Source organism: Streptomyces sp. NPDC057486 (assembly GCF_042802415.1).
Classification (GTDB): Bacteria; Actinomycetota; Actinomycetes; order Streptomycetales; family Streptomycetaceae; genus Streptomyces; species Streptomyces yanii.
In genome coordinates, this window is the sequence record NZ_JBHVEE010000048.1 from 28,317 (window position 1) to 53,539 (window position 25,223).

Consider the following 25,223-nt stretch of genomic DNA (forward strand, 5'->3'; position numbering starts at 1 on the left):
GTTGCCGCCGGCGAAGCCATAACGGTTACTGGTGGCGGCCCCGGCACCCAGGCTCATGTCGGCTGCCGCGCCGGTGTACGAGTCCCGGCTGATGAACCGGTTGTGCTCCGGGCTGCGCACCCGCGGTGTCGGCCGCCTCCGACTTGATGACGTGGTCGGGCCCACTGACCCCGGTCACCCAAGCTGAACAAGTGGGTGCTAGGCCGTGTATCGAAAGTCGATCTTGAGCATGCGATGATCTTGATTCGTGGGGCGAGGAGATCTGACGGACACACAGTGGGCAAGCTCGGCTCCCGCGGCGGCCGTTCACCGAAGTTCGACCCGGAGGACTACAAGGCCCGGCACGCCGTCGAGTGCGGCATCAACCGGCTGAAGCGGCACCGGGCCGTCGCCACTCGATACGACAAACTTGCTGTCCGCTACGAAGCGACATTGCTGGTCGCCGCCATCAACGAATGGCTGTGACCGGCACGCGACCACGTCTCAAGCCCACACCGCCCTGACCACGGCGTGGCCCGCTGCAGCCGCCCGCCTGTAGAACCCTTGGAGGCCCCTGTGATAGTCGAGGAACTCCTGCCTGACCTGCGCTTCGTCCCAGCCGGCCCAGACGAGCTTGGCACCGGCGACGTTCCACAGTTCGTCGAACGAGACACGTGCGAGGAAGCCTGCGGCCTGTGACACCCCAGGCGGCTCCAGAATCCCCAGGGGCGGGTTGGAGGGGTCGACATCGGCGCTGTGTGCCACTGGCCGCCCGCCGTAAATCGGCAGCTCCCAAGAGTCGTCGGCATCCGCATCGAGGACATCGGCAGCGGAATACAGGTCATTGACGGAGCCCCAGACCTTGTCGATCGACTCGGCGATGCCCGCTGCGTACTCGTCGGGGTGATTCTCCCAAGCCTCCCACATGAACGCTGCAAGCCAGGTGTGGTCGTCCCGGATCTCGGATTCCGCGACGGCGCGCATGTGCATGTGGATGCTCACGGCGACGAGTCCTCCCAGTTCGGCGGCCCGCCTGTCGGGCCGAACGGAGAGAACCTACTCGACGGCACTGACGGCGCGATGCCCGTCTCTTAACGCCGAGATGCCCGGCTCTGCCAGGACGCCCTCCGACACCCGAGCGCCGCGTGTCGTCGAGATCGAGCACTGCGGACAAATACACATCCGTACGGACTTTCGCAACAGGCCCGACACGAGTCGAGTAGACCTGCCCAGCACCCACTCATTTCGGAAACGGCGAAGCGTCAGTCCGATCCGTTCGTAGCCTCCGCGTCCGACTCGACCGACCCGAAGGTGAGGTCGGGGCCCGGGGGCCACGGCTGACTCGCGGAGAACAGTGAGGGCGCAGCATAGGCGGCTACGACGGGCCGACGGTCCCGGCCCGGGCAAAGCGGCTGCCGCCGCCGGACTCCGACATCCCGGTGCGCTCGAAGAGAGCGATCGAGGGCTGATCGCCCGCCGCGACGTCCACCCGCGGGAGAAGACTTTGTGGCGGATGCTCTACGAGACGTGCGCCCGCTCCGAGGAGATCCTGGACATCAACATCGAGGAGCTGGACCTGGCCGGCCGCCGCTGCCCGGTGAAGTCCGAGGGCGGCCCAGCCCAAGGTTCGCCCCCGCGGCGCCACCCACGCCGACTACATGCTGGAGACGGTGTTCTGGGACGCAGGTACCGCCCGGCCGCTCCCGCGCCTGCTCAAGGGCCGCACCCGTGGGCCGGTGTTCGTCACCCACCGCCGCCCCGGCCCCGGCAAGGTCCTCCCGGCCCGCGACGGTTGCCCGGACACCGGACCGGCCCGGCTCTCCTACGGCCAGGCCCGCGCGCTGCTCGACCGTACACCGCCCTCGCGGGGCCGGGCACCGGCTGGAACCTGCACGAGTACCGGCACTCCGGTCCGACCCACCTCGGCAAGCAGGGCGCGTCCGAGTTGATGCTGATGACCAAGTCCCGCCGCAGGAAGCCGGAGAACGTCCGCCGCTACTTCAAGCCCTCGTCCGAAGTCCTCGCCGAGGTCACCGGCCTGCTCGCCCCTGGCGATATCCGGCGCCGGCCTCTCGCCGCTTCGCCGGCGGCCCGATTGTGACATCGCGGCGCAGCCCGCAAGTAGCCGTCGGCAGATCAGCGCCGCGCGGGAGCCCGGGTCGGGCGGCAACGAAACCGGGCCGCGTCCTGTCCCGGCGACCGGCCGTAGACGCTGCGGTACTCGCGGTTGAACTGAGTGGCGCTCACATATCCGACGGCATGGGCGACTTGGGCCTCCTCGTGTGAAGTTCAACGTCGTTCGGCGCGGGAGCTGCCTGCTGGAGGTCGACGGTGTGCCGGAGCGGGTCGAGCTGTCGCAGGGCGACTGTTTCCTCCTGACCCGCAAACGCGGCTTCACACTCCGAAGCGGTCCGGGGGTGCCGGTCGTCGAGGCGGGTCCCCTCTTCGCGAGAGCCGACGCGAGGGTGGCCCGCGCGGGCCACGGCGACGAGGTCCACCTCCTGGGCGGCCGGTTCTCCTTCGGTGCCCGGGCCCAGGAACTGCTGCTCGACGGACTTCCGCCGGTCGTCCACCTGCCGGCCGGCGCGGGCCGGGCGCGGACGGTGCGCTGGATGCTCGACGCGATCGACGAGGAACTGCGGCACAGGCGGATGGGGTCAACGCTGGTCGCGGAGCATCGTGCGGTCCCCGGCCGACCGCGTTCTGCGCTGCCACCTGGCGAGCGGGGCCGGCACCGGTCCCGGCTGGCTCGCGGGTCTGGCCGACCCGGCCGTCGCCGCTGCACCGGCCTGCGTGCACCGGGACCCGGCGTACCCGTGGACCGTCGCCGAACTGGCCCGTGCGGGATCGGTGTCCCGCACCGTACTCGCCACCCGGTTCAAGAACGCGGTCGGCCGGGGACCGCACGAGTACCTCACGGCATGGCGGATCGAACTCGCGGCCAAGCGGCTGCGCCGCGGCGAGGGGACCGTGGCCTCCATCGCACACTCGGTGAGTTACGGCTCGGACAGTGCCCTGAGCACCGCACTCAAACGTGTCATGGGAACGTCACCCCGCGACTACCGTGGGCATCCGTCACCGGAAGCGGCGGGCCTCTCCTGACACATGTCTCCTCGGAGCGACCCTGGACCATGAGTCCCGCGTCCGCCGGGACCGCGCACCGCCGCCCAGGTCAGGGCGTCATCCCACGGGCGCGGAGGCAGCGGTCTTCTTGCGTGCCCGGTAGGCGGCGGCCTTGTACTTGTTGCCGCAGGACTCCATGCCGCACCACTGACGCCGCATGCCCCGGGACCGGTCGATGTAGACGCGCGTGCACTCCGGGTTGCCGCACTCCTTCATCAGGGGTACGTCCGGGCCGCTGAGCACTTCGACGGCCTGCCGGGCGACCGTGGCCAGGGCCTGCGCGGGGGTCGCCTCGGTGTGCCGGCCCTTCACGGTGAGCTGTGGCGTCACGGGGGTCTCGCGCGCGGCGCCGTTGACCACGGCGAGCGCCTCGCGGTCGAACTCCTCACCGAGACGGCGGTCGGTGACGAGCCGGTAGATGGCCTCGCGCACCCTGATCGCCTCGCGGACGTCGTCGTCCTCGCCGGGCGTGATCGTGTCCACGAGTCCGGACTCCAGGTACCAGGCGTTCAGCCGCTCCGGGGTCACGAACATCTCGAACCGGGTCGAGCGCCGGGCTCGGAGGGTGGCCGCGAAGTCGAGGGCCGGGTGCCCGCAGACGAAGGCATGGTTAAGGTTCACATCACCATCTTGACAGGTGACTCCCGTCGGGCGCAAGGTACGCCGACGTCACGGTCCGCGCCCCTCGCGACCGTACGATACCCCGTGCGATGCCTGCAGGTCAGGCCCGGAAACCGGCCGGTTCCGCCTCCTTCCGCGGGCCGCGCCCCGGTTCCAGCCGGATCTCCCGGCCCTGCCACCGCCGTCGCAGCCACCGGTCGTGGCTGGCCACCACGATGGCACCGGGTCCGGTGCCCAGCGCCTCCTCCAGCTCGTCGCACAGACGCGGTGAGAGGTGGTTCGTGGGCTCGTCGAGCAGCAGCAGCTGCGGTGGACGCGCCACCAGGAGGGCCAGCGCGAGACGCCGACGCTGTCCCACGGACAGCTGCCCGACCGGCTTGTCCAGGTCCGCCTCGTGCATCAGGCCGAGCGAGCCGAGCGGCACCTTCTCGGCCCGCGGCGAACCCACCGACAGCTCGTAGGTGTCCCGGACCGTGCGCCCGGGCCGTTCGAAGACGGTGTCCTGGGTGAGCAGCCCCACCGTGAGCCGGCGCCGCCTGCGCACCTCTCCGTCGGCCGCAAGACGTCCGGCGAGCACAGCGAGCAGCGTGGACTTGCCCGCCCCGTTGCCGCCGGTGACCAGCAGCCGGTCGGCCGTCGTCACCTCCAGGCCGTCCAGCGCGAGCCGGCCGGGTACCCGAACGTCCCGCAGGGATACCAGCGGCTGCGGGCCCTCCTCCGCCGGTGCGGCCAGATCCCCGGCCGCGAACCGCAGCGGCCGGGACGGTTCGGCGACCTGGGTGCGCTCCAGTTCCTCCAGCCGCCGGGTGGCGTTGCGCACCCGGCGGGAGATCTGGTTCTGCACCCGGCCCGCCCGGTGGCCGTAGCCCATCTTCTCGTTGTCGCGCCTCCCCCTGTCCGGGGCGACCAGGTGCGCGGTCACCCCCGCCGAGTGCCGCAGCCTCGCCAGTTCCTCCTGCTCCTCGGCGTACCGCCGCTCCCAGCGCTCCCGCTCGGCACGCTTCTGAGACAGGTAGGCGCTGTAGTTGCCGCCGTAGCGCACCGGGCCGTCCACCGCCGGATCGAGGTCGATCAGGTCGGTGCATACGGCGTCGAGGAACGCCCGGTCGTGACTGGCGAGCACCACGGTCCCGGGCAGGTCGCGGATCTGCTCCTCCAGGAAGACGGCGGCGCCGTCGTCGAGGTGGTTGGTCGGCTCGTCCAGCAGCAGCGCCGACGGCCGCCTCACCAGCAGCGCGGCCAGGGCCAGCCGGCCGCGCTGCCCTCCGGACAGGGAGTCGAGCGTGCGGTCGTGCCCGACCGCGCCGAGGCCCAGGCCGTCCAGCACCAGGGCGGCACGGCGGTCGGCGTCCCAGGACTCGCGGTCCTGGGCCTGCTCCAACCGCCTGCCGTAGGCATCGAGGAGTTCTCGGTGGCCGGGGTGGTCCTCCGGGACGCGGGCCAGCTCCTCGCCGAGCCGGTCGAGCTCCGCGAGGTCGTCGCGGGCCTCGCGGAGCGCCTCGTCCAGCACCGAGGCCAGGGACGAGGCGGCGTCGAACGGCATCTCCTGGTGGAGGAAACCGAGGTCGCCGGGGCGGGTGACGCTTCCGGCGTCGGGTTCGTCCACGCCTGCGAGCACCCGCAGCAGGGTGGACTTGCCGACGCCGTTCTCCCCGATCAGACCGATGCGGTGGCCGGGTGAGGCGGTCAGGCTGACGCCGTCGAGAACGCGTCGGCCGCCCAGGGAGCGGACGACGTCGTGGGCGAGCAGAGCGGGTTGGGGCACGGGTGTCCCTCCGATGCGGTCGGTGGTCGGCCCGCCGGGCACTCGGCCTCGGACGCGGGCCACTGCACGCGCCGACGGGTCACACCGCGGGGGCTCCCGTCTCCTTGAGCTCTCCGTCGGCCAGCCGCAGCCAGCGGTTGACCCCGATCGCGGCGAGGAACCGCTCGTCGTGGCTGACCACCATGAAAGCGCCCTGGTAGGAGTTGAGCGCGCTCTCCAGCTGGCCCGCGCTGACCAGGTCGAGGTTGTTCGTCGGCTCGTCGAGCAGCAGCAGGTGGGGGGCGGGCTCGGCGCACAGCACGCAGGCCAGGGTGGCACGCAGCCGCTCGCCGCCGGAGAGCACGCCGACGGGCAGGTGCGCCCGCGCGCCCCGGAAGAGGAAGCGGGCGAGCAGGTTCATCCGCTCAGCCTCGGGCCGCTCGGGGGCGAACTCGGCGAAGTTCTCCGCCACCGTGCGGTCCAGGTCGAGCAGGTCCAGGCGCTGCGAGAGATAAGCGATCCGGCCGTCGTTGCGCTTGATCTCCCCGCCGTCCGGGGCGAGGTCGCCCGTGATGAGACGCATCAGGGTGGTCTTGCCGGCGCCGTTGGGGCCGGTCAGTGCGATGCGCTCCGGGCCCCGGACGGTCAGATCGACACCGCTCGGGGCGAACACGGCCCTGTCCCCGAGACATGCCTGCATCCCCTCGCCGAGGAAGAGATTGCGCCCTGCGGGTACCCGGGTGTCGGGCAGTTCCAGGGTGAGGCGCTGCTCCTCGCGCAGCGCCCGCCCGGCCTCGTCGAGGCGGGACTTGGCCTCGCTGACCCGGGAGGCGTGCATCGTGCCGGACTTGCCCGCGGCCTCCTGGGCACCGCGCTTCATGTTGCCGGCGAAGATCTTGGGCAGACCCGCGTTCTTGAGGTTCTTGGCGGCGTTGCTCGCGCGGCGCTCGGCGCGTTCGCGGGCCTGCTGCATCTCCCGCTTCTCCCGCTTGAGTTCCTGCTCGGCGTTGCGGACGTTCTTCTCGGCGACCTCCTGCTCGGCGCGGACGGCCTCCTCGTACTCGGTGAAGTTCCCGCCGTACAGGCGCAGTTCGTCGCTGCCGAGTTCGGCGATGCGTTCCATGCGGTCGAGCAGCGCGCGGTCGTGGCTGACCAGAAGCAGACAGCCGTTGAAGTCCGTCAGCACGTCGTACAGCTTGTGCCGGGCCTCCAGGTCGAGGTTGTTGGTGGGCTCGTCGAGCAGGAGCACGTCGGGGCGCTTGAGCAGCTGGGCGGCGAGGCCGAGCGAGACGACCTGGCCGCCACTGAGCGTGCTGAGGCTCCGGTCCAGCGTGAGATCGGCGAGGCCGAGGCGGTCGAGCTGGGCGCGGGTGCGCTCCTCGATGTCCCAGTCGTCACCGATGACGGCGAAGTGCTCCTCGCCGACGTCCCCGGACTCCACGGCGTCCAGGGCGCGGATCACCTCGGCGACACCGAGCACCTCGGCGACCGTGAGGTTCCCGGTCAGGGGAAGGCTCTGCGGGAGGTAGCCGAGGGTGCCCCTGGCGGACACCGCGCCGGTGGCCGGCTTCAGCTCGCCGGCGATCAGCTTGAGCAGGGTGCTCTTGCCGGAGCCGTTGGGGGCGACCAGGCCGGTGCGGCCGGTGTTCACAGTGAAGGACAGGTCGTGGAAGACGGGGGTGTCGTCGGGCCAGGCGAAGGAGAGGTTCGAGCAGACGATGGCGGCGTCGGACATGAAAGTGACCTCGAAGGTACTGAGGGCAGAAGATAGAGCTCTGCCCTGGGCAGACATGGGAAAAGGGGACGACAGAACGAACCACGGCGGCAGCGCTCATGCGCGCGGGCCGGTGGCCGTCAGATCCGGGTCTCACCCGGAGATGTCGTCTTCACCCACCATGTCTGCGACTCCTCGATAAACGGTCTACGTCATCAACCACCCTAGCAGCTCGCGTATGCCCGCCGCGACGACTGCAACGCGACAGACCCTCAAACCCCTCGCAGGTACGTGTCTCCGGCACGTCATTGACAGCCGAAGAACCACATGTCACGATCGTCACCAGTTGAAAGGGTGACGACGGTGGCTCGGCAGCGTACACACGTGTGCATCCGCCCGGCCGGTGCAGTCGTCTCCCGCACGACCGCACACCTCCGGGTCGCGATCACTGCGAAGGAGCACACTGACCATGGCAGGACAGCCGAAGCCGAGGGCCGAGGGCGCACCGGTGGGACGACGGGCGGTGCTGGGCATGCTCGGCGCCGGCGCCGCGGGGCTCGCCGCGGCGCCCTACCTCCAGCGTGGCTGGGAGGGGCTCCTCGGCGCCGCCTCCCAGGTCGACGCGACCGGACTGACCGGTCTGCTGCCCAATCCGGGCGGCTTCCGCTACTACAGCATCGTCGGCTCGGTGCCGCGCAAGGACGAGACGAACTACGCACTCACGGTCGGCGGGCTGGTGACGAAGCCGAAGACCTACACACTGGCCGACCTGCGCGCGATGCCGCAGACCCGGGTCGTCCACGACGTGGTGTGCACGGACGGATGGCGCGTCGACAAGACACCCTTCGACGGGGTGAAGCTGGCGGACATCCTCGACGCCTCCGGAGTGCGCTCCCCGGGCGCGGCCGTCCGCTTCACCTGCTTCGACGGCGCCTACACCGAGAGCCTCACCCTGGAACAGGCCCGCCGCTCGGACATCCTCGTGGCGCTGAACATGCAGGACAAACCCATCACCCACGAGCACGGCGGACCGGTCCGCCTCTACGTGGCACCCATGTACTTCTACAAGTCGGCCAAGTGGCTGTCCGGTATCTCGGTCACCGACAAGGTCGTTCCCGGTTTCTGGGAGGAGCGCGGATATGCGATCGACGGCTGGCTCGACGACGCCGACCGGCACGGCGAAGCGGCCTGATCCCACGGAACGGGTCCGCCGCTTCGGCACCGCCGAGCGCATGGTCCACCGGTTCACCGGCTACCTGATGCTCGTGTGCCTGGTCTCCGCCGCCTGCCTGTACCTCGGGCCGCTCGCCCAACTCGTCGGCCGGCGGCATGTCATGGTCACCGTGCACGAGTGGTCGGGCATCTCACTGCCGCTGCCCTTCCTGCTGGGACTCCTCTCGGCCGAATTCCGCGCGGACCTGCGCAGGTTGAACCGGTTCGCGGCGTACGACCGGCAGTGGCTGCGGGCCGCCCGCCGGCGCCTGACCTCGCCCGAGGCACGCCCGGCCGGAAAGTTCAACGCGGGGCAGAAACTCTATGCGGGCTGGATCGCCGGCGCCGTCCTGGTGATGATGTTCACCGGCCTGCTCATGTGGTTCATGGGGCTGCTGCCCTTCATCTCCCGCACCAGTGCAATCTTCATCCACGACCTGCTGGCCTGGGCGATCACCTTCGCCGTCCTCGGGCACATGCGCAAGGCGTTCGAGGACCCGGAGGCGAGACTCGGCATGCGTACCGGGTACGTCAGCCGGTCCTGGGCACAGCGACACCACTCCCGGTGGTTGCGCGAGGAAGGCGACGGCAACGTGGCCGAGCGAGCGGACGAGGCGTGAGGTGTCCCCGCCGGGGACGAGCCGGCCGGAAGGGCTCACGGACGACCGCGACGCCTCGGCCGCCATGGCTTCCCAATCGGACGGTGAGGTCCTGGACGATTGAGTCCGACGTCGGACCGGAGCGGCATTGAGCGCCGACTGAGCAGGATCAGGGCTGCGTCTCTTCCATCCGGCTGGCACCAAGGCCGGCAACCACGGCGGTCAGTCGGTCCATCGCGTGGGCGACGCGGAGGCCGTCCATGTAGTCCCGGACATGCACGATCAGGCCGTTCCGGACCCGGAGCACCAGGAGGCCGGGGAAGCTGAACGCCTGGCCGGTTGTGGTCACGGTTCCGGCGACGACCTGCTCGACAGTGATCACTTCGGGGTCGATGCTTTCGTGGACGAGGACGTCGTGGATCCTCTGTGGCTGCGCTGGGCTCGTGCCCCAGGCCGCTCGATAGCCTGCACGGACTTCTTCCCGTCCCCGGTAGCGCTCAGGCATGCCGGGGAAGCCGAGAAACGGGAACTCGTGCAGGGCGTCGGCCGCGTACAGATCAGCCAGATCGTCCGCGGACTTGTCGAGCATCGCGCGGTGGAAGCGGGCCAGGACATCGCGGGGGCTGAGGTCGGCCGAGGTGGTGTCTGGCATGACGGTGGGACTCCGTTCAGTCAGCGTGTGGACGAACTCGTTCGAGTGATGGGCCGGAGTTCGGACGTGGGGTCGAGATGAAGTCCCCCAACTTCCGGTTGTGACGCCCGACTTGGCGACCATCATCACCGCACTCTACGTGAAGGTCGACGACGAGCCGGGAGGACGGCGACTGGCACGCAGCCGCCCGGCGCAACCGCTTCAACCGCTTGATCGGCCATCTCTACCACTGCCTGCAGCACCGCGAGCTGTTCCACGGGGGCACCGCGTTACCCGCCGAACTCGCCGCCGCATCTTGGCACGTTGGCATCGTGAGGTGTCTGTCCTCAGGCCCACGGGCAGCCGTGATCACCCGGTCGAGACTCCCGTTCGACGCACACCGCTCAAGATCGGAACGACAACAGCCACCGAGGCACGTGGGGCACGATGAGCGAATGTCCGCCGCCGAGTGAGGCAGCCGGGCAGCCCTGCGTTTGAGCCGGTGTCAGTCAGGCTCCGACGGCTGCACAAGGGGAGGGCGGGGCAGGCAAGTCGGACCGTGAGCACCGCCAGGACGGCATGCGTGATCCACACCACACGACGAGGGTGCATAGCGGGGCGGGGGCCAGCGTCTTTGTAAAGGTGTAGGGGCGTGTCCGCGGTCCTGCGGCGGCGTACGCGGTCGATGACACGTGTGCTGCCCTGCGGCCCCGCGTGGCTGCGTAGAAGCCGGCGTGCTCGGCAGGAAGGGAAGAGGTCGACGCCGATGGGGCAGTTGCGGGCCGATGAGTTCGACCGGTTCGTGGCGGCTCGATGGTCGGCGTTGCTCCACCTGGCGCGGCTGCTCACCGGCGGAGACCGCCACAGGGCGGAGGATCTGCTGCAGGAGGCGCTCGTCAAGCTGTGGTTCGCCTGGCCGAAGGTGGCCGAGCAGGCGCCCGAGGCATATGTGCGAAGGGTCCTGGCCCGTGCCGCGGCTCGCTCGGCACGGCGTCGCTGGTGGGGCGAGCACCCCGTGGACCAGTTGCCCGACCCGCCCGAGGTGGGAGACGAGATCGCCACCGTGGACGAACGGACCCGGTTGGAGGCCATGCTGGCGTTGCTGCCGGCGCGACAGCGGGCTGCGGTGGTGCTGCGGTACTACCAGGACCTGCCCGAGCAGCACGTCGCGGAAGTGCTGGGGTGTCCGGTGGGTACCGCCCGTTCACTCACGGCACGCGGCGTTGCACGGTTGCGGCGGCTTCTGGCTGAGGCAGTCGAGCCGGTCGAGTGAAGAAGGAGCCATGGATCACTTCGAGCAGGAGCTGGCACGAATGATGCGTGACAGCCAGGAGGACACGCCCTACGAGGACCGGCACCAGTACCGCCTGCACGCCGGCGTTCGCGCCCGACAGCGGGTCCGGACGGCCTGGATGGCCACCGGATCCGTGCTGACCATCGCCGGACTTGGAGTCGGACTGATGGTTCTGCCGAGCTCTTTCGCTCAGGGCGGGCCCACTGGTCCTCGGCCCCGCCCGGTCACCTCTGCCGAGTCGGTCCCGGTGCCGTCGACGGCCCGCCCCGCCTCCACTGCCGAGGGGGTACCGATGCCGTACCTCCCCTCAACACGCGAGCCGGTGCAGATGCCGACACGGACCTCAACCACCCGGATAGTCCCCTGGCCAGGTTCGAGCGGTCCCGATCAGTGAGGGCTGACTGCGCCGGCGCGACTACCACCGACCGCCGGGCAGCTGATCCCCGCTTGTCCTGCTCTCCACGAGTAGAAAGCTCACCGCGTGATCCATGAGAACGCGCCCGCGTTTGTCGACGAGCCACGGGAGGCGGCGAATTGCCAGCCGATCTCCTGGGAGCAGCGGCTGCGCCGCTTCGGGCATGTCGAGCGCCCGCGTACGTCCGTGCGCGACCGCCTGGTCGCGCCGTTTCCCGAACCGGAGTCACGGCTGTGGCGCACGCTCGGGCTGTCCCCGGTAGCGGCGTGCCGGCTGGCGCGCTGGTCGGGATGGGGCGGGCCACTGTTGGTAGCACTCCTTGCCGGGCTGCCGCGCCTTTGGCGTCTGGGCAGCCCGTGGGCGGTCGTATTCGACGAGACGTACTACGCCAAGGACGCCTGGTCCTTGCTACGGCTCGGCTACGAGAGCGCCTGGCCGGACCGCAAGATCTCCGACCCGCAGATCCTGGCCGATCCCCAGGTGATCCCGCTCTCCGACGCCGGGGCCTTCGTCGCGCACCCGCCGACGGGCAAGTGGGTGATCGCCCTCGGCGAGTGGATGTTCGGCGTCACCCCGTTCGGCTGGCGCTTCATGACGGCGGTCCTCGGCACGCTGTCGGTGCTGATGCTGTGCCGAACAGGACGCCGTCTGTTCCGTTCGACACTGCTGGGCTGCCTGGCCGGAGCACTGATGGCGGTGGACGGTCTGCACTATGTGATGAGCCGCACCGCTCTGCTCGACCTCGTCGTCATGTTCTTCGTGCTGGCGGCGTTCGGATGCCTGCTCATCGACCGGGACAGTGCGCGGGCCCGGCTCGCGGCAGCCTTGCCGGTCGACGAGGACGGCCGGGTACGCCCGGACGGACACACCGGTGCCCATGCCGGGACGGGAGTGCGTCCCTGGCGGCTCGCAGCCGGCCTCTTCCTGGGACTGGCGGCCTCAACCAAATGGAACGGCCTGTACTTCCTCGCCTTCTTCGTGATCCTTACCCTGCTGTGGGACGTCGGCTCTCGCCGAGTAGCGGGGGCGCACCGCCCCTACCGCGCGGTGCTGCGCAAGGACTTCGGCCGGTCGGTGCTGTCCCTCGTCCCGGTCGCTGCCCTGACGTATCTGGCGACATGGACCGGCTGGTTCCTGTCCGACAACGGCTACGGACGCCACTGGGCGGACGGCCGCGGCGGCACATGGTCGTGGATTCCGGCCCCGCTCCGCAGCCTGTGGCACTACGAGTACGGCGTCTACCGGTTCAACGTGGGGCTGCACACTCCCCACACGTACGAGTCGAACCCTTGGAGCTGGCTGGTCCTCGGCCGCCCTGTGCTGTTCCACTACGAGTCGCCAAAACCCGGGGAAGACGGCTGCCACGCGACGGCCGACTGCTCACAGGCGATCCTCGCCCTGGGAACACCGCTCCTGTGGTGGTCGGCATGCTGCGCACTCGTGTACCTGCTCTACCGATGGGCGCTGCGCCGCGACTGGCGCTCCGGCGCCATCCTGTGTGCGGTGGCCGCCGGTTATCTGCCCTGGTTCCTGTACCAGGACCGCACGATCTTCTCCTTCTACGCGGTCGTCTTCGTGCCGTACCTGAGCCTGGCCGTGACGATGATGCTGGGAGCCCTGTTGGGTCCGCCGGGAGCGGCTGACAAGCGCCGCGTACGAGGTGTGTTGGCCGCAGGTGTGCTTGTCCTGCTCATCGCCTGGAACTTCATCTATCTCTTCCCGGTCTATGCCGGGCAGACGATCCCGTATGCCGACTGGCGCGCCAGGATGTGGCTCGACACCTGGATCTGAGCCCGGCCGCAGGTACGCGTGGGCGACCTGTGCGCGCCCCCGACCGGACGGAACCGATTCGGCGACACCCGCCGGAAGCATACGAATTGTTCCGAAGCGAGGAGCCCTGGGCGGTCCTCCACAGTTCAAGGACGCGGAGCTCGCCTCCGCAGCACCCCGACGCCGGGGCCGAGAGCTTTCAGGAGTGCGCGCTCCCGCGGGTGAAGGAACGCCGTCTCTCGCAGACCACCGACGAGCTGTACCGACGACTCCTGCGGCTGCGCATCCTGCCGGCCTTCGACGACCTGGACCTCGACCAGATCACTGCGCCCCGCGTGCGGTCCTGGCGCTCGGAACGGCTCGACGCACCAGGTGCCGAGACCACGGTCGCCAAGAGCAACCGACTTCTCAAAGCCATTCTGGAGACGGCCGCCGAGGATGAGCTGATCCGACGGAACCCCGTGTCGCATCCGGGGTGGCGCGGAAAGGTGACCGCAACAGAACGGGATGAGAGCCCACGACGCTCGCCACGAACCGGCCGGCACTCGCAAACGGCGCCCCCTCCAACTCGGAGCCTGAGCGCCCAAGCCGGAGGCATGCTTTGACCGTCGCCGCGATGTACGGCGCTCGACTCATGGCCACCGGCCCCATCCACATGTGGCCCGTAGAGAAAGTTTCTACTCACGCAGCCCACCTCTACGCGATGCGCCTGAGAAACTGCCGTCAAGTACTACCGTCAACGCCCCCGTAGCGGCTCGCTGCGGGGGCGTTCTGACTGGTGGGCGCGGACGGTTCCGAGCCGCCGACATCTGCTTTGTGGGCCTGGCGCCGATCACAGGACGGTCTTGGCTGGTCATCAGCCGTACAGCGGGGCCAAACCTGTCAGCGCGTGCCTACACCGCCTTACGCCCCAATTGACCGTGGCTGACCGCCCAATCTGGCACGGATCTGGCACGCGCATCGTCGCCGACACCCGTCTTGCAAGTTCGATCACCGGTGGCCTCCTCCGTGGAAGCTTGCGGAGCCGCAGGTCACAAAATGTGCTCAAGGTTGCCTGCGTCCGCCGCCGTTGATCTACCACGTGGATGTCAGCCGATCAGGTCCGGAGGCGGGCAGGGCTCCAGTGGGTCGCGCGCCCGCCCGGGCTCTCACACAAGCGGCTGGGGAGCGACCGGCAGCTGTTCGCTGTGGGGCCACGTGAAGGTGCGGTCAGGTTCGAGGTGGGCCTCTCCCCAATAGATCGCGTGAATGCCGTTTTCCGCGTCGGCCGTGAAAAAGACGCAGACGAGCTTCGTGGTGGCCCCGAGCTCCTCAAAGGCTTCGTGCAGTCCTAGGTACTCCTCCGTCGTCAGGTCGTCGTCGAGATCGAACAGTCCTTCCGGCGACTGTGGCCCGTGCGCCCGAAACAGCCGACGGCGCGTGGGGGACGCATTCGAAGGCAACCGAGCACGATCAAGAGGCCTGGGTCTGTTCGCGTACCTGAAAGGGAACAGTGCATGATCGTTGATCACCGCATACTCGTACCCGCGCACGTCCCGCACGGACTCGCTCAATTGCCGTGCCGTGTCAGCCAGTTTTTCGCGCACAGCTTCCGCGAGGGTGGAGCCGTATGGGCTTCGCTTCTTTAACCCGGCCGTGAGGTGCGTGGCATGAGCCTGCGCGTGAGCCCGAGCCAACTGCACCGGAACCGCAGCAGCGATCCTGCCGGCCTGTTGCCCGAACCGTTTCGCCGCCCAAGCCGAAGGCCTGGCCCAGTTCTCCCCTGACGCAATCATGCAGCGTCCCCCTCCCTGCTCGTCCGTCTATCAACTGTGTGACAGGCGCACGAAGCGGGGGCAAGGGAGCGATCCGGCCACATGGTGCAAAGTGAACCTGCTGCGAGCTGGTGAGCCCCTCGAAGCGAACTATCGGCACGACGGTCACTGAGGGCTGCCGACCTGTCCACGCGGGCTCTCGGGGCCAACAACGGTTGCTGATAGTCGCTGTGGTTGCGGTACTTCTCTGCTGTACTGCTGGCCGAGGGGCCGGACCGATGCGGGGTGGTGGAACCGTGAGTGCAGGCAGCCGCGGAGTGCTGGGAGTCGTGGGCACGGCAGCCGATGGAGTCGAACAACTACGCACCGGCCTGGTCGAGCCGGCCATCGCCCTCGGCTGGCAAGTAGCCGTGACCCTGACCCCCAATGCCGGCCAATGGCTGAGGGCGAACGGCGAACTGGACCGACTAGAAGCCGTAACCGGCCTGCCAGTCCGGGATACACCTCGCCTACCGACCGAGGCCCGCCCCCACCCGGTCGCCAACTGCTACGTCGTCGCCCCCGCAAGCGCGAACTACGTCGCCAAGCTCGCGACGGGCATCGCCGACAACCAAGCACTCACTCAAGTGAGCGAGGCACTCGGCACGATCGACGTTCCCATCGTGGTGTTCCCACGGATCAACGCAGCACACGTACGACACCCAGCGTGGAACGGGCATGTCGCGGCCCTACGCAAGGCGGACGTAGAACTCATCCACGGCCCTGACGTCTGGCCGCTCCATGAGCGTTCGCCATCTTGAATTCGCTGGTCAGGGGGCTGGCGTGACTTTCGTTCGGGGTGCTCGTGCTGGTCGTGGGCGGCAGTCTGTGCAGTAGGTCGTCTGGCAGGGCGGTTTCGCCGGTTCCTGCTCGCCGTGACCGGTACGCCTTCTACGATCCGGTCCCATGGCGGACCCCGAGGTGCTGGAACGGATCGCCGCGCGGCGCGCGGAACTGGACGTGCTCGAAGAACGGCTGGCCAAGCAGTTGGCGGAGGTACGGGCCGAGCGAGACGAACTCGCTGTCGCCGAGCGGGTCCTTGAACGCATGAGCGAGCAGATCGCCGTCGAGCGCACGGTAGCCGCACCAGCGGCTGGGCAGGTGGGCGGCCGAGCGGTGCTGATGGTCCCGCACCGCGCGCCGGGCGTGGGGGAGGCGGCGCTGCCGCCGGAATACCAGCGCATCCTCGCCGTTGTCCGGCAGGCCGGCGGACCGGTCATGGTCCGGCAGGTCGGCGAGGTGCTGGGCCTGGATACAGAGGTGCGGGGCAAGCTGGAGCCGCTGCGCGGGAAGCTGACCCATTCACGATGGCCGCCGAGTCACCGACCTAGCGGGGACAGTACGGCAGGGAGGTGGCTGACTTCAGCTGCCCGCACCACTCGCAGGCACCGACCGCGTCGCAGGGGGACCCGGGCGCAGCCGGGAGTGGCGCCGGGGGAGCCGGGGCAGGGGTGTGGCGAACCGGGTCCGGTGCTGCCGCGCGGTGAGCGCAGGCGACCAGAACAGCCGCGTAGGCCGAGACGAAGGTGAACCAAGTGACAAAGAAGCGCATCTCGGCCTTGATTGACTCCCCATAAACCTCACGCGTCACCTTGTGGAGATCACCGTGGCTCTTCAGGAGGTAGTAGACGCCGTCTTCCTTCATCGGCTGTCCGCCAGACGGAAGACCCCCCACGGCCAGGCACACGACAGCGCCACCGACGAGTACCCCGGCCGTGACAACGAGGCGGCTCGGAGCCATGCGGAGCAGCTTGCCCGGCCCGATGCTCTGCGCGGCTGACAGGGCACGCAGAGCGGCTGCGCCGAACAGCGTGAAGGTCAGGCCGAGGACCACAAAAGTCGTGGCACGCGGCAGGAGCGGGCTGCCCGGCAGGAGCGTCAGCCCGACGATGAGCGTGCTCAGTGCGGTGAGCAGCAGAGCCAGTGCAATGTGCACCTTGTACGTGTTGGCCATGCGCTCTCCCTGATCCTGGACTCAGCGCGAGTATCGCCTCAGACGTCTCACGGGCTCCATGTGTAATCACGGAAGTGAACACGCGCTCAAGCTGCCGTGATTTGGCACCTGAAAGGGCGTTCTGTGAACTGCCGTCTTGAAGCCGCTGGTCAGCTCCCTAGGAGGCCGGTGTGACGGGCGTCCGCGGTGCTCGTGCCGGTCGTGAGCGGCAGTCCGCCGTGTAGATCATCTGTCAGCGGTTGATCTCGAGGTTCGTCAGGACGAGCAGCGCGCGCAGGAGGTGGGTGGCGCGAGTGGGGTCGGTGCGGAGCTTGGTGAGGATTCGCCAGTTCTTCAGGTGGGCGAAGCCGTGTTCGACGGGGGCGCGTCCGGCGGCGAGTACCCGGTTGGCGTCCTTTTCGCTGGTGGTGACCTTGTGGGCGCGGGTGGCCTTGAAGCCGGTGACGACCACGGGGGCGTCCGGGTCGTCGTCCAGTCCGAGGAAGCCGAGGTCCGCTAGGGCTCCGAGGCCGGCGTCTTGGAGGTGGGTGGGGATGTGGTCGCGGCGGGCGGCGGTGATGTCGTGGGTGCGGCCGGGCCGGGCAGCGGAGATCCAGATCAGGCAGCCCCGCTCGTCGGTGAGGGCGAGGAAGTACAGGCCGTGGCGGTGGTGCTTGCCGGAGTAGTTGGGGCGGTTCTCTTTGCCGGTGCGGCGCTGGGTGGGGATGAGGGTGCCGTCGATCAGGACCACCTCCCCGCCTCGCTTGACGATCTTCTTTAGGGCGCGGTCCAGGCGCGGGGCCTTCGCGGCGAGCAGGGCGATCAGCTCGTCGCGCCAGCGGCGCACGGTGGTTTCGGAAACGTCGTTGCCGCCGGCCATGTCGGCCAGGCGCTGGTCGTGCCGCAGCACCGCCAGGACAATCACGGCGATCTTCCCGGGTGGCAGGGCCCGCCACCGCGACCGTATTGCCTTCAGATGGCGTCGCAGCAGGTCGGCGAGGTGGTTGACGGTGCTCGTGGACAGGGGCAGACGGCACTGGTAGACAAGGGAAACAGTGCGCGCGGCGTGCTCTTTGGTGTTCTTCACACAATTCCAACGGCCGCCGGGGGCATCGTGGTTACGCCCACGCTGCGGTACCACGGCCGGTGGTGCGACGGGTCACAGGCGGGTGGTGAACTTCCCGTCGGGCAGTTTCCGCAGCCAGCCGCGGCCGGCCAACTTGCTCAGCTTCCCGCGCAGCGGCTCCAGCTTGCCCCGCACCTCTGTATCCAGGCCCAGCACCTCGCCGACCTGCCGGACCATGACCGGTCCGCCGGCCTGCCGGACAACGGCGAGGATGCGCTGGTATTCCGGCGGCAGCGCCGCCTCCCCCACGCCCGGCGCGCGGTGCGGGACCATCAGCACCGCTCGGCCGCCCACCTGCCCAGCCGCTGGTGGGGCTACCGTGCGCTCGACGGCGATCTGCTCGCTCATGCGTTCAAGGACCCGCTCGGCGACAGCGAGTTCGTCTCGCTCGGCCCGTACCTCCGCCAACTGCTTGGCCAGCCGTTCTTCGAGCACGTCCAGTTCCGCGCGCCGCGCGGCGATCCGTTCCAGCACCTCGGGGTCCGCCATGGGACCGGATCGTAGAAGGCGTACCGGTCACGGCGAGCAGGAACCGGCGAAACCGCCCTGCCAGACGACCTACTGCACAGACTGCCGCCCACGACCAGCACGAGCACCCCGAACGAAAGTCACGCCAGCCCCCTGACCAGCGAATTCAAGATGGCGAACGCTCCATGAACCCCGCGAAGGGCCAGTAGTTCGACAGCTCCCCTGGACCGCCATCATGGAGTCCATCCAGCACGTGACAGCCCGGGCTGCTCGACACCCACTTTAGGAGTTCGATCGGGCAGCCGTGCTGACGGCTCGCGGCAGAAGTTCGCACTAGGAGCTGCGGAAAGGCCGTCCCGTTCACTCCGAGCCAGCCCCTTGGAGTGAACGGGATAGACCGCGGGTCGCCGGCCGTACTGGCACACGTCTGGCACGGACGCTCATCGTCCTAGACGCATAGCGGGGGCAGGCTAAGCCGACCGGATTCGAACCGGCGTCCTCGCGATTTTGGAGACCGCGCGCGACCACCCCTGCGCTACGGATTCGCCCGCTGCGATCCTAGCCCCGTCACGCCTCAGGACGGACCGGTGCGTCGACCTTCTGATCCGTAGCTCTATCTGGATCGGTCAGCGACAGCCATACTGGCCGCTTCGAGGCCCCAGAGGGACGCTCTCGGTCGGTGTCGGTTGTTGTGGTTGCGGTACTGCGTTGCTGTACCGGGCGCCGTCGCTCTTCAAGCCGCTCGACGTGCATCTCATCTCGGAGCTGGCGGGTATGGTGCAGCCGCGATCAAGCATTGGGTTCGGGGAGGGGCTTTGGGAGCGAAGATGGGTCTGCCCGTGTACTCCGACGACGACGTGCCGGACCAATTGCGACGGGTGGGGTCGGCGGACCTGGTGCGGACGACAGGTGAGAGCAGCACTCGTCGTCGCTGCGTGGCGGCTGTTTCGGTCCGCGCGCGGCTCGTCGCGATGGCGGCCATGTCCTTGGTGGCTGGAGGTTGCAGCGTGCTGGACGATCCGGTCAAGGACCGCTGGGATTCCAGAACTGAGTTTTCAAGCTGTGGCGAGGTGAGCTTGGCTCAGGGTGAGGAGATGCAGAAGCAGGCGGTTCGGGAAATCGCCTGCCTCCGGCGAGCCCTCAAAAGCGGTGAGGGCGCAGAACTGAAGGTGGCTTTTCCCACTGTGGAGGGTGACCCGATTCGCGAGTACTACCGCCTGACGCCGCAAGCCACGCTTGAGGTGTACACCGACAGCACGGATGACCGCAACTCGGACCAGAAGTGGTCGTTCGCTGAGTGCTACACCCCGAAATGGTTGGCTGAGATTTCCTGCGATCAATGACCAGGCCAACGCGATGAGGTCGTCTATGGCCTCCTGCCAACCGACTTGAACACGCATCAGACGCTTCCAGGCTCAGTCGCAGCGTTGGCATGGTCGGAATCATGCGAGGGCGCGGACGGTTCCGAACCGCCAACATCTGCTTTGTAAGCCTGGCGCCGACCATAGGACGGTCTTGGCTGGTCAACAGCCGTACAACAGCGCCCAGCCGGTCAGTGGGTGTCTGCACCGCCTCGCACCCCAATTGACCGTGACGACCGCTCGATCTGGCACGGATCTGGCGCGCGCGGCGCCACCACGCAGCAACTCACGATACGGCCGACCGCCGCCTGGCTGCCCCTCGATGCGAACTACCGGCACGGCGGTCACTGAGGGCTATCGGCCTGGCGACACAGGCGGTAAGGATCAGCCACAGTTGTTGTTAGTCGGGGTAGTTGTTGTACTTCTCTGCTGTACTGCTGGCTCTGGGCACGGACCGATACGGGGCGGTGGAACGGTGAGCGCAGGCAGTCGCGGAGTACTGGCAGTCGTGGGTACGGCAGCCGATGGAATCGAGACGCTGCGCACCGGCCTGGTCGAGCCAGCCATCGCCCTCGGCTGGCAAGTGGCCGTGACCCTCACGCAGAATGCCGGCCGCTGGCTAAGGGCAAACGGCGAGCTGGACCGGCTGGAGACACTGACTGGCCTGCCGGTACGGGATACGCCTCGCCTGCCGACTGAGCCTCGCACTCACCCTGTTGCCGACTGCTACGTCATGGCCCCGGCAAGCGCGAACTACGTCGCCAAGCTCGCAACGGGCATCGCCGACAACCAAGCCCTGACACAGGTGTGCGAGGCGCTCGGCACGATCGGCGTCCCCGTCGTGGTGTTCCCCCGGGTCAACGCAGCTCACGCGAGACATCCGGCATGGCAGGGACACATCGAGACACTGCGGAAAGCGGACGTGGACCTTGTCTACGGCCCTGACGTCTGGCCACTGTACGAACCTCGCGAGGAACCAGAAGTTCGAGAGCTGCCCTGGCCCACAATCATGGAGCCCATCCAGCAGGTGGCGCCCGATGCTTCTCGCCGGTCGGACTGAGCCCGCCTCCGGGCCCGTTCCTGCTGGTCTGGGGATTGGTGTCTAAATCTTCATCTCCCGGCGCCCTGGCACTGCGCCTGCTGCCCCCTACGGCGTAGACATGCACTAAGGGGCCGGGCAGGGGGAATCTCGCGCAACCCCGGGGGGTTTCCTGTGGGCGCCGGCACCCGGAAGAGCAGCATGTCTGCCTTAGAAATTGTCCACAGAATAGGGTGAGAGAAATCGTATACTTTCCATGTGCTCGCGTCGCACCTATCACGGTAGCTCTCGGACTGGGCGCGGCACTTGGCGTAATTGGCCCGCTCGCGAACAAATTCGATAACCCGATTTTCCATGCCGTGGCCCTTGTATTCTCCGGGGGATGGTCGTGGGCGTGTTTCGCCTTTCTGGTAGGTAATTTCCGCCGGTCCAAGATTGAGTCGGCACTGCTGGCTTCTTCGGCGTTGGCCATCGGTGTGGTCGTGTACTACCTCTTCAAGTTTCTGAGCCCCGCTGCTCCGATCGGGATGGATATCGCTGGCGCGTCCGGGGAGGGCCTCACTTCCAGAATCCTGGTCTGGGGAATAGCAGCTTTCGCCTTCGGCGCGCCTGCGGGACTCGCGGGGAACCTGGCGCGAACGCCCGGTATCGCTGGCCTTCCTTTCCGCCTGCTCGTTCCATTGATCGCTTTCATTGAGACCTCTCAGCGATTGAATGTGGAGGCGGACTCGCAAGGGCTGATTGTCGCTATAACCTGGAACGCCATTCGCGTCGTTGCAGTCCTTTTCGCCGTGGCTCTCGTGGGGCACACGGTGTGGAGCTGGCGTGCTCGGCGCAGCCAACCCGAGCGGCGGGCGGAAGTTGGCGCGTCACCGAAGCGCCTCTGAGGCATCGCATACCTAAGAGGCTGTGGGCACCCTTGACTCGGACCACCGCTTTGTAAGTTCGCTCTACGCCCATCCCTGGGCCCGTCGTCGACTGGTCCGCCGGTCGCCCAAGGGTGCCGCTGTACGGCGCAGTCCGGGCCCGTTGATGTCAGCTTTGGATGTCAGCCCGGCGGGCTATGCGCTGGTGGACAACCCTTTGGCCCGTGGCGGCTGGGACCCTTACTGACTTCAGCGTTTCGGGGTCTGGATTTGTGTCGGGACCGGTGACGCGATACGTCCGGGCTGGTACGCCGGAGGCATGAGGTATGCGGACGGGGGCGGGCTGACCGCCGAGCAGCGCAGGCGCCGGGAAGAGTTACGGATGCGGGCCGTTGACCTCTTCGAGGAGGGCGTGAAGGTCCCGTGCATCGCCCGGGAGTTACGGGTGAGTGAGAAGTCGGTCTACCAGTGGCGCCGCACCTGGAGGACGGGCGGACGCGAGGCGCTGCGTTCCAAAGGCCCCTGCGGCTACGACTGTCGGCTTGGCCCGCACCTGCAGGCCAAGCTCGCGATGTGGCTTGATGAGGGGCCGGCCGCGCACGGCTGGGCGGACGACCAGGTGTGGACCGCCGCCCGGGTACGCACGCTGATCGGGCGGAAGTTCCACCTCTCCTACAGCGTCTCCGGGGTCACCCGGCTGCTGCACCGCATGGGCTACAGCGTGCAGATGCCCGCCCGGCCCGCCGCCGAACGCGACGAGGACGCAATCACCGCATGGCGGGAGGCGACCTGGCAGGAGGTAAAACCCTCCGGGCGGCGACTGGCGCGTTCATCTGCTTCGAGGACGAAGCGGGCGTGACCGGTCGGCCGCCCAAGGGCCGCACCTGGGGCCGGCGTGGCATCACCCCGAGGGTCAAGGTGTCCGGCCGCAGCCGGGGACGCCTCTCGGTGGCCGGTCTGCTGTGCTTCCGGCCGGGCCTGCCCGCCCGTCTGTGCTACCGGCTGCGTCGGCATACCGGTCGCAAGGGCGAGCGTCGCTCGCTGGGCGAGGCGGACTACATCCGCCTGTTGGATGGCGCCCACCAACTGCTCAAGGCTCCGCTGATCGTGGTGTGGGACCGGCTGAGCACCCACATCTCCAAGACGATGAAGGCACTTGTTGCCGAGCGGGACTGGCTGACAGTGGTCCTGCTGCCCGGGTATGCGCCCGACCTCAACCCGGTGGAGGGCCTGTGGGCGCACATCAAGCGGAGCCTGGCCAACCTGGCCGCCCGCACCCTCAGCGAGCTGGAGACTCTGCTCCGCAGGCGGCTCAAGGCACTGCAGTACCAGCACCGCATCCTCGGCGGATTCCTCGCCGGAACCGGCCTCACTCTCGACAGACCGGACAGACCCTAATACGCCGAAGTCAGTAACCCCTGGTCGATCTTGAAAACCGTCGTGGCGCGAGTCACCGTGGGTTCAAATCCCACACCCACCGCGTGCAGAAGCGGACCCTGACCAGGTAAATCGGTCAGGGTCCGTTCTCGTGCCCAATGTCTGCCAGCGCCCGTGACTCCCCGCTGTTTCCCGACCGAACGGGCACAAGAGGGGCACGGCCACCTGTCGTCTACAGTTCCGCCATGCCGTCGACTCTTACCAGTGCGCCCCAGACAAATGATGATCCGATAGCTGGTGGCACGGGCTTCGTGATCCTCGGCGTCCTGGTTGTCGCCTTCGGCCTCTGCGCCCGCTGGAGACGGTGGAAGCTGCCGACGGAGGGCTCGTACTCGGCCCGGGCAGCGATCATGCAAGGGACGGCTTCCGTCGTCTTCGGTCTCGGGCTGCTGCTTTACGGATACGCGTCTCGGTGAACCCACTCCTGCACGGAGCATCACCCATCCACTTCCTCTGCCACCACTCACCCCGGCTCCCATCCCGTCCGCCGTCGACCCACACGTCTGTGGAGCGGGCGTGGTTCATGGCGTCCAGGTGGAGCGCGCCACTGTGCGAACGACCTGGACGCCATGGGCCGCGTCTGCTCGGCTCTGCCTGGGCCGAAGGTGGACGGGATGGGAGCACCCCGCACACGCCACTACGGGCCCGCGGTCGGAAACGGCGCCCCCTCCATCCCGGTGCCGGCCGATCCCCCGCCGGAGGCATCGCCTTGACCGCAAGTGCCGTATGCGGTGATCGGCTCATGGCCATCGGCACTATCCACATGGGGGCGCGCGTCGGCGCAGCGCGGGCGGAGCGGGCCGAAGGCAGGAGCGGCGCCGGGAAGCGCGCCCGGCGGAGCGCAGCGCAGCCGGGTGCCTTGATGAAGTAGAGAAAGTCTTACCGCGCTGCCCTCAGAGATTGGTCGGCTTGTAGGCCAGAGCCCTGTCGGCGACATTCTGGGTGTCAGCTCGGGGTCGAAGTCCCAGAGCCCTAGTTGCTGATGTGCGGGCAGGCCAGGCCTCGTTCAAGGGTGGCCAGATCTCGGAGGACTCCTCCTCCGGCGTCTCAGGGCTCATGAGTCGCTCGACCAGGGGGATCGCTTGCTCGCGGGTCATCCGCCATTTCTGGTTGCGTGGTCACTGCTGCGTGATCAGCTGGTGGCCGTCGTGGCTGCGGACGTGGGGGCCGTCTTCGTCCAGGGCGCCCAGGAGACGGATCGCGTAGACCTCGACCATGCATTCCTTGACCTCGGCCGGCGTGAGCCAGTCGACCGCGATGGACTCGTCCGAGGTTCGCTCGGTGCCGCCGGAGGGCTTGCAGCGGAAGACCAGGGCGACGACGGGCCTGGTGCACCCATCGGCGAGCTGACCAGCGGGAACGAGTCTCAAGGGGAATCCCGGAGCTCGCCTTGGCACCCGTGGTTGACCGTGGTTCCCCGCTCTGTCGGGCACAGATCGGGCACGATCACATGCTTATCCGTAGCCCGATAAGTGCTCGGCTGACGCTTCCCTGTCAAGGTATAACGAGCTCCATGAGCTGGGTTGCCAATGTGATGGTTTCGATCGATCCGGATGACCGGGGCAATGCCGAGGCCCTGGGTGATTGGCTACGTGAGGAGGCACCGTGGCGCAGACAGCCGGATGCTTTCGGCGTCGGTTTTTTGAGCCCCATCACCGACGGGTGGGGTGGCTGGAAGTACCCCGAGTGCTGGTTGTGGGCAGGCGCTCTCAACCACGCTGATCTCGACGCCCTCAGGCAGCGTGTTGCCGACACCTCATGGCGGCAGCCCAACGCCGTGCAACTCTTCGTGATGGACCAGGAGGAGTCGTTCTTCCGCCTGTGGATGATTCGAGGCGGCAAACTGCGACAGTTCGCACCGCTGGAGCCGTCAGAGGAAGACGAAGGCTTTTACTGGACTGACGCGACCTCGTGACCAGCATGGTCTGAGGGGCCTCATCCTTATCAGGTCGGTCCGAGAGCCCCGTTTCGCCACGGGATGCAGTCGATACGTGCGGACCGCGGCAGTGAAGCGGTCGCAGGAGAACGCTCCGATTCGCCGCCGTTGGTGTCAGCCATTGATGTTCACCCGCAGTCCAGCAGGAGCCGCCTTCGGTCC

General features: G+C 68.2%; 26 protein-coding genes, 1 tRNA gene and 3 pseudogenes. 17 read left to right on the plus strand and 13 right to left on the minus strand.

Features of this window, described 5'->3' with window-relative positions:
• Nucleotides 1–276: 276 nt before the first annotated feature.
• Nucleotides 277–465: a hypothetical protein gene (locus ACFU6I_RS22665; protein ID WP_384369608.1), complete on the plus strand. Its 189-nt coding sequence runs from the start codon at nt 277–279 to the stop codon at nt 463–465.
• A gap of 18 nt (nt 466–483) precedes the next feature.
• Here the strand turns inward: ACFU6I_RS22665 and ACFU6I_RS22670 are convergent, their stop codons facing one another.
• Entirely contained in the window at nt 484–981 is a 498-nt protein-coding gene (locus tag ACFU6I_RS22670) for a DUF1877 family protein (protein WP_384369611.1), read from the minus strand.
• Between the two features lie 371 nt (nt 982–1,352).
• Between ACFU6I_RS22670 and ACFU6I_RS22675 the strand changes: the two are divergent.
• Nucleotides 1,353–2,080, plus strand: a pseudogene (locus ACFU6I_RS22675) (site-specific integrase); the annotation flags it as partial.
• Between the two features lie 35 nt (nt 2,081–2,115).
• Here ACFU6I_RS22675 and ACFU6I_RS22680 read toward each other — a convergent pair.
• Entirely contained in the window at nt 2,116–2,226 is a 111-nt protein-coding gene (locus tag ACFU6I_RS22680) for a hypothetical protein (RefSeq protein ID WP_384369614.1), read from the minus strand.
• 86 nt (nt 2,227–2,312) lie between these two features.
• On the opposite strand from ACFU6I_RS22680, the pseudogene ACFU6I_RS22685 reads away from it, so the two are divergent.
• Both ACFU6I_RS22685 and ACFU6I_RS22690 read left to right on the plus strand, forming a co-directional pair.
• Nucleotides 2,313–2,594, plus strand: a pseudogene (locus tag ACFU6I_RS22685) (cupin domain-containing protein); the annotation flags it as partial.
• 64 nt (nt 2,595–2,658) lie between these two features.
• The gene (locus ACFU6I_RS22690; protein WP_384369617.1) at nt 2,659–3,081 is read left to right on the plus strand and encodes a helix-turn-helix transcriptional regulator; all 423 of its coding nucleotides are present in this window, start codon (nt 2,659–2,661) and stop codon (nt 3,079–3,081) included.
• A 78-nt stretch (nt 3,082–3,159) separates the two neighbouring features.
• On the opposite strand, the gene ACFU6I_RS22695 is transcribed toward ACFU6I_RS22690, so the two are convergent.
• The 3 genes from ACFU6I_RS22695 to abc-f form a co-directional block, all read right to left on the minus strand.
• Nucleotides 3,160–3,723 (minus strand): CGNR zinc finger domain-containing protein, encoded by a 564-nt coding sequence (locus ACFU6I_RS22695; protein WP_384051792.1) that lies wholly within the window; start codon nt 3,721–3,723, stop codon nt 3,160–3,162.
• Nucleotides 3,724–3,823: 100 nt separating this feature from the next.
• A complete protein-coding gene (locus ACFU6I_RS22700; RefSeq protein WP_384369620.1) occupies nt 3,824–5,488 on the minus strand; it encodes an ABC-F family ATP-binding cassette domain-containing protein in 1,665 nt (554 codons plus the stop codon).
• Nucleotides 5,489–5,567: 79 nt separating this feature from the next.
• A complete protein-coding gene (abc-f, locus tag ACFU6I_RS22705; protein WP_384369623.1) occupies nt 5,568–7,202 on the minus strand; it encodes a ribosomal protection-like ABC-F family protein in 1,635 nt (544 codons plus the stop codon).
• Nucleotides 7,203–7,650: 448 nt separating this feature from the next.
• On the opposite strand from abc-f, the gene ACFU6I_RS22710 reads away from it, so the two are divergent.
• Nucleotides 7,651–8,373, plus strand: a complete 723-nt coding sequence (locus ACFU6I_RS22710) for a molybdopterin-dependent oxidoreductase (protein WP_384369626.1) — start codon at nt 7,651–7,653, stop codon at nt 8,371–8,373.
• On the plus strand, nt 8,321–9,013 hold the full coding sequence (locus ACFU6I_RS22715; RefSeq protein WP_384369629.1) for a cytochrome b/b6 domain-containing protein: 693 nt from the start codon (nt 8,321–8,323) through the stop codon (nt 9,011–9,013). Before ACFU6I_RS22710 ends, ACFU6I_RS22715 begins: the two co-directional genes overlap by 53 nt.
• Before the next feature lie 148 nt (nt 9,014–9,161).
• Here the strand turns inward: ACFU6I_RS22715 and ACFU6I_RS22720 are convergent, their stop codons facing one another.
• Nucleotides 9,162–9,644 (minus strand): nuclear transport factor 2 family protein, encoded by a 483-nt coding sequence (locus ACFU6I_RS22720; RefSeq protein WP_384369632.1) that lies wholly within the window; start codon nt 9,642–9,644, stop codon nt 9,162–9,164.
• Between the two features lie 745 nt (nt 9,645–10,389).
• Between ACFU6I_RS22720 and ACFU6I_RS22725 the strand changes: the two genes are divergently transcribed.
• From ACFU6I_RS22725 to ACFU6I_RS22735, 3 genes are all read left to right on the plus strand, one after another.
• A complete protein-coding gene (locus tag ACFU6I_RS22725) occupies nt 10,390–10,896 on the plus strand; it encodes a SigE family RNA polymerase sigma factor (RefSeq protein ID WP_345519910.1) in 507 nt (168 codons plus the stop codon).
• Nucleotides 10,897–11,398: 502 nt separating this feature from the next.
• Nucleotides 11,399–13,123: a dolichyl-phosphate-mannose--protein mannosyltransferase gene (locus tag ACFU6I_RS22730; RefSeq protein WP_384369635.1), complete on the plus strand. Its 1,725-nt coding sequence runs from the start codon at nt 11,399–11,401 to the stop codon at nt 13,121–13,123.
• A gap of 200 nt (nt 13,124–13,323) precedes the next feature.
• On the plus strand, nt 13,324–13,707 hold the full coding sequence (locus ACFU6I_RS22735) for a hypothetical protein (RefSeq protein ID WP_384369638.1): 384 nt from the start codon (nt 13,324–13,326) through the stop codon (nt 13,705–13,707).
• A 543-nt stretch (nt 13,708–14,250) separates the two neighbouring features.
• On the opposite strand, the gene ACFU6I_RS22740 is transcribed toward ACFU6I_RS22735, so the two are convergent.
• Complete coding sequence (locus ACFU6I_RS22740; protein ID WP_384369641.1) at nt 14,251–14,877, minus strand: hypothetical protein; 627 nt, start codon at nt 14,875–14,877, stop codon at nt 14,251–14,253.
• Between the two features lie 275 nt (nt 14,878–15,152).
• Here ACFU6I_RS22740 and ACFU6I_RS22745 point away from each other — a divergent pair, with 275 nt between their 5' ends.
• On the plus strand, nt 15,153–15,656 hold the full coding sequence (locus ACFU6I_RS22745; RefSeq protein WP_384369644.1) for a flavoprotein: 504 nt from the start codon (nt 15,153–15,155) through the stop codon (nt 15,654–15,656).
• A 130-nt stretch (nt 15,657–15,786) separates the two neighbouring features.
• Here ACFU6I_RS22745 and ACFU6I_RS22750 read toward each other — a convergent pair whose 3' ends face one another.
• The 5 genes from ACFU6I_RS22750 to ACFU6I_RS22770 all read right to left on the minus strand — a co-directional run bounded on the left by ACFU6I_RS22750 (nt 15,787) and on the right by ACFU6I_RS22770 (nt 18,968).
• Nucleotides 15,787–16,197 carry a hypothetical protein gene (locus ACFU6I_RS22750; RefSeq protein WP_384369647.1) on the minus strand — a complete coding sequence of 137 codons (411 nt, stop codon included), beginning with the start codon at nt 16,195–16,197 and terminating at the stop codon, nt 15,787–15,789.
• A 25-nt stretch (nt 16,198–16,222) separates the two neighbouring features.
• The gene (locus ACFU6I_RS22755; RefSeq protein ID WP_384369650.1) at nt 16,223–16,849 is read right to left on the minus strand and encodes a hypothetical protein; all 627 of its coding nucleotides are present in this window, start codon (nt 16,847–16,849) and stop codon (nt 16,223–16,225) included.
• Between the two features lie 232 nt (nt 16,850–17,081).
• Entirely contained in the window at nt 17,082–17,915 is an 834-nt protein-coding gene (locus tag ACFU6I_RS22760; protein ID WP_384369653.1) for a transposase family protein, read from the minus strand.
• A gap of 72 nt (nt 17,916–17,987) precedes the next feature.
• Complete coding sequence (locus tag ACFU6I_RS22765) at nt 17,988–18,443, minus strand: hypothetical protein (RefSeq protein ID WP_384369656.1); 456 nt, start codon at nt 18,441–18,443, stop codon at nt 17,988–17,990.
• Between the two features lie 449 nt (nt 18,444–18,892).
• Nucleotides 18,893–18,968, minus strand: a tRNA-Trp gene (locus tag ACFU6I_RS22770).
• A gap of 281 nt (nt 18,969–19,249) precedes the next feature.
• On the opposite strand from ACFU6I_RS22770, the gene ACFU6I_RS22775 reads away from it, so the two are divergent.
• The 6 genes from ACFU6I_RS22775 to ACFU6I_RS22800 all read left to right on the plus strand — a co-directional run bounded on the left by ACFU6I_RS22775 (nt 19,250) and on the right by ACFU6I_RS22800 (nt 23,541).
• Nucleotides 19,250–19,765, plus strand: a complete 516-nt coding sequence (locus ACFU6I_RS22775; protein WP_384369659.1) for a hypothetical protein — start codon at nt 19,250–19,252, stop codon at nt 19,763–19,765.
• A 526-nt stretch (nt 19,766–20,291) separates the two neighbouring features.
• Entirely contained in the window at nt 20,292–20,843 is a 552-nt protein-coding gene (locus tag ACFU6I_RS22780; protein ID WP_384369662.1) for a flavoprotein, read from the plus strand.
• 338 nt (nt 20,844–21,181) lie between these two features.
• A complete protein-coding gene (locus ACFU6I_RS22785) occupies nt 21,182–21,709 on the plus strand; it encodes a hypothetical protein (protein ID WP_384369665.1) in 528 nt (175 codons plus the stop codon).
• 298 nt (nt 21,710–22,007) lie between these two features.
• Entirely contained in the window at nt 22,008–22,547 is a 540-nt protein-coding gene (locus ACFU6I_RS22790; protein WP_384369668.1) for a winged helix-turn-helix domain-containing protein, read from the plus strand.
• Nucleotides 22,544–23,086, plus strand: a complete 543-nt coding sequence (locus ACFU6I_RS22795) for a transposase (protein WP_384369671.1) — start codon at nt 22,544–22,546, stop codon at nt 23,084–23,086. The genes ACFU6I_RS22790 and ACFU6I_RS22795 overlap by 4 nt, the downstream gene beginning before the upstream one ends.
• Before the next feature lie 224 nt (nt 23,087–23,310).
• A complete protein-coding gene (locus tag ACFU6I_RS22800; protein WP_384369674.1) occupies nt 23,311–23,541 on the plus strand; it encodes a hypothetical protein in 231 nt (76 codons plus the stop codon).
• A gap of 702 nt (nt 23,542–24,243) precedes the next feature.
• Here ACFU6I_RS22800 and ACFU6I_RS22805 read toward each other — a convergent pair.
• Nucleotides 24,244–24,456 (minus strand): annotated as a pseudogene (locus ACFU6I_RS22805) (NUDIX hydrolase); the annotation flags it as partial.
• 182 nt (nt 24,457–24,638) lie between these two features.
• Here ACFU6I_RS22805 and ACFU6I_RS22810 point away from each other — a divergent pair.
• Complete coding sequence (locus ACFU6I_RS22810; RefSeq protein ID WP_384369678.1) at nt 24,639–25,040, plus strand: squamosa promoter-binding protein 15; 402 nt, start codon at nt 24,639–24,641, stop codon at nt 25,038–25,040.
• Nucleotides 25,041–25,223 lie beyond the last annotated feature (183 nt).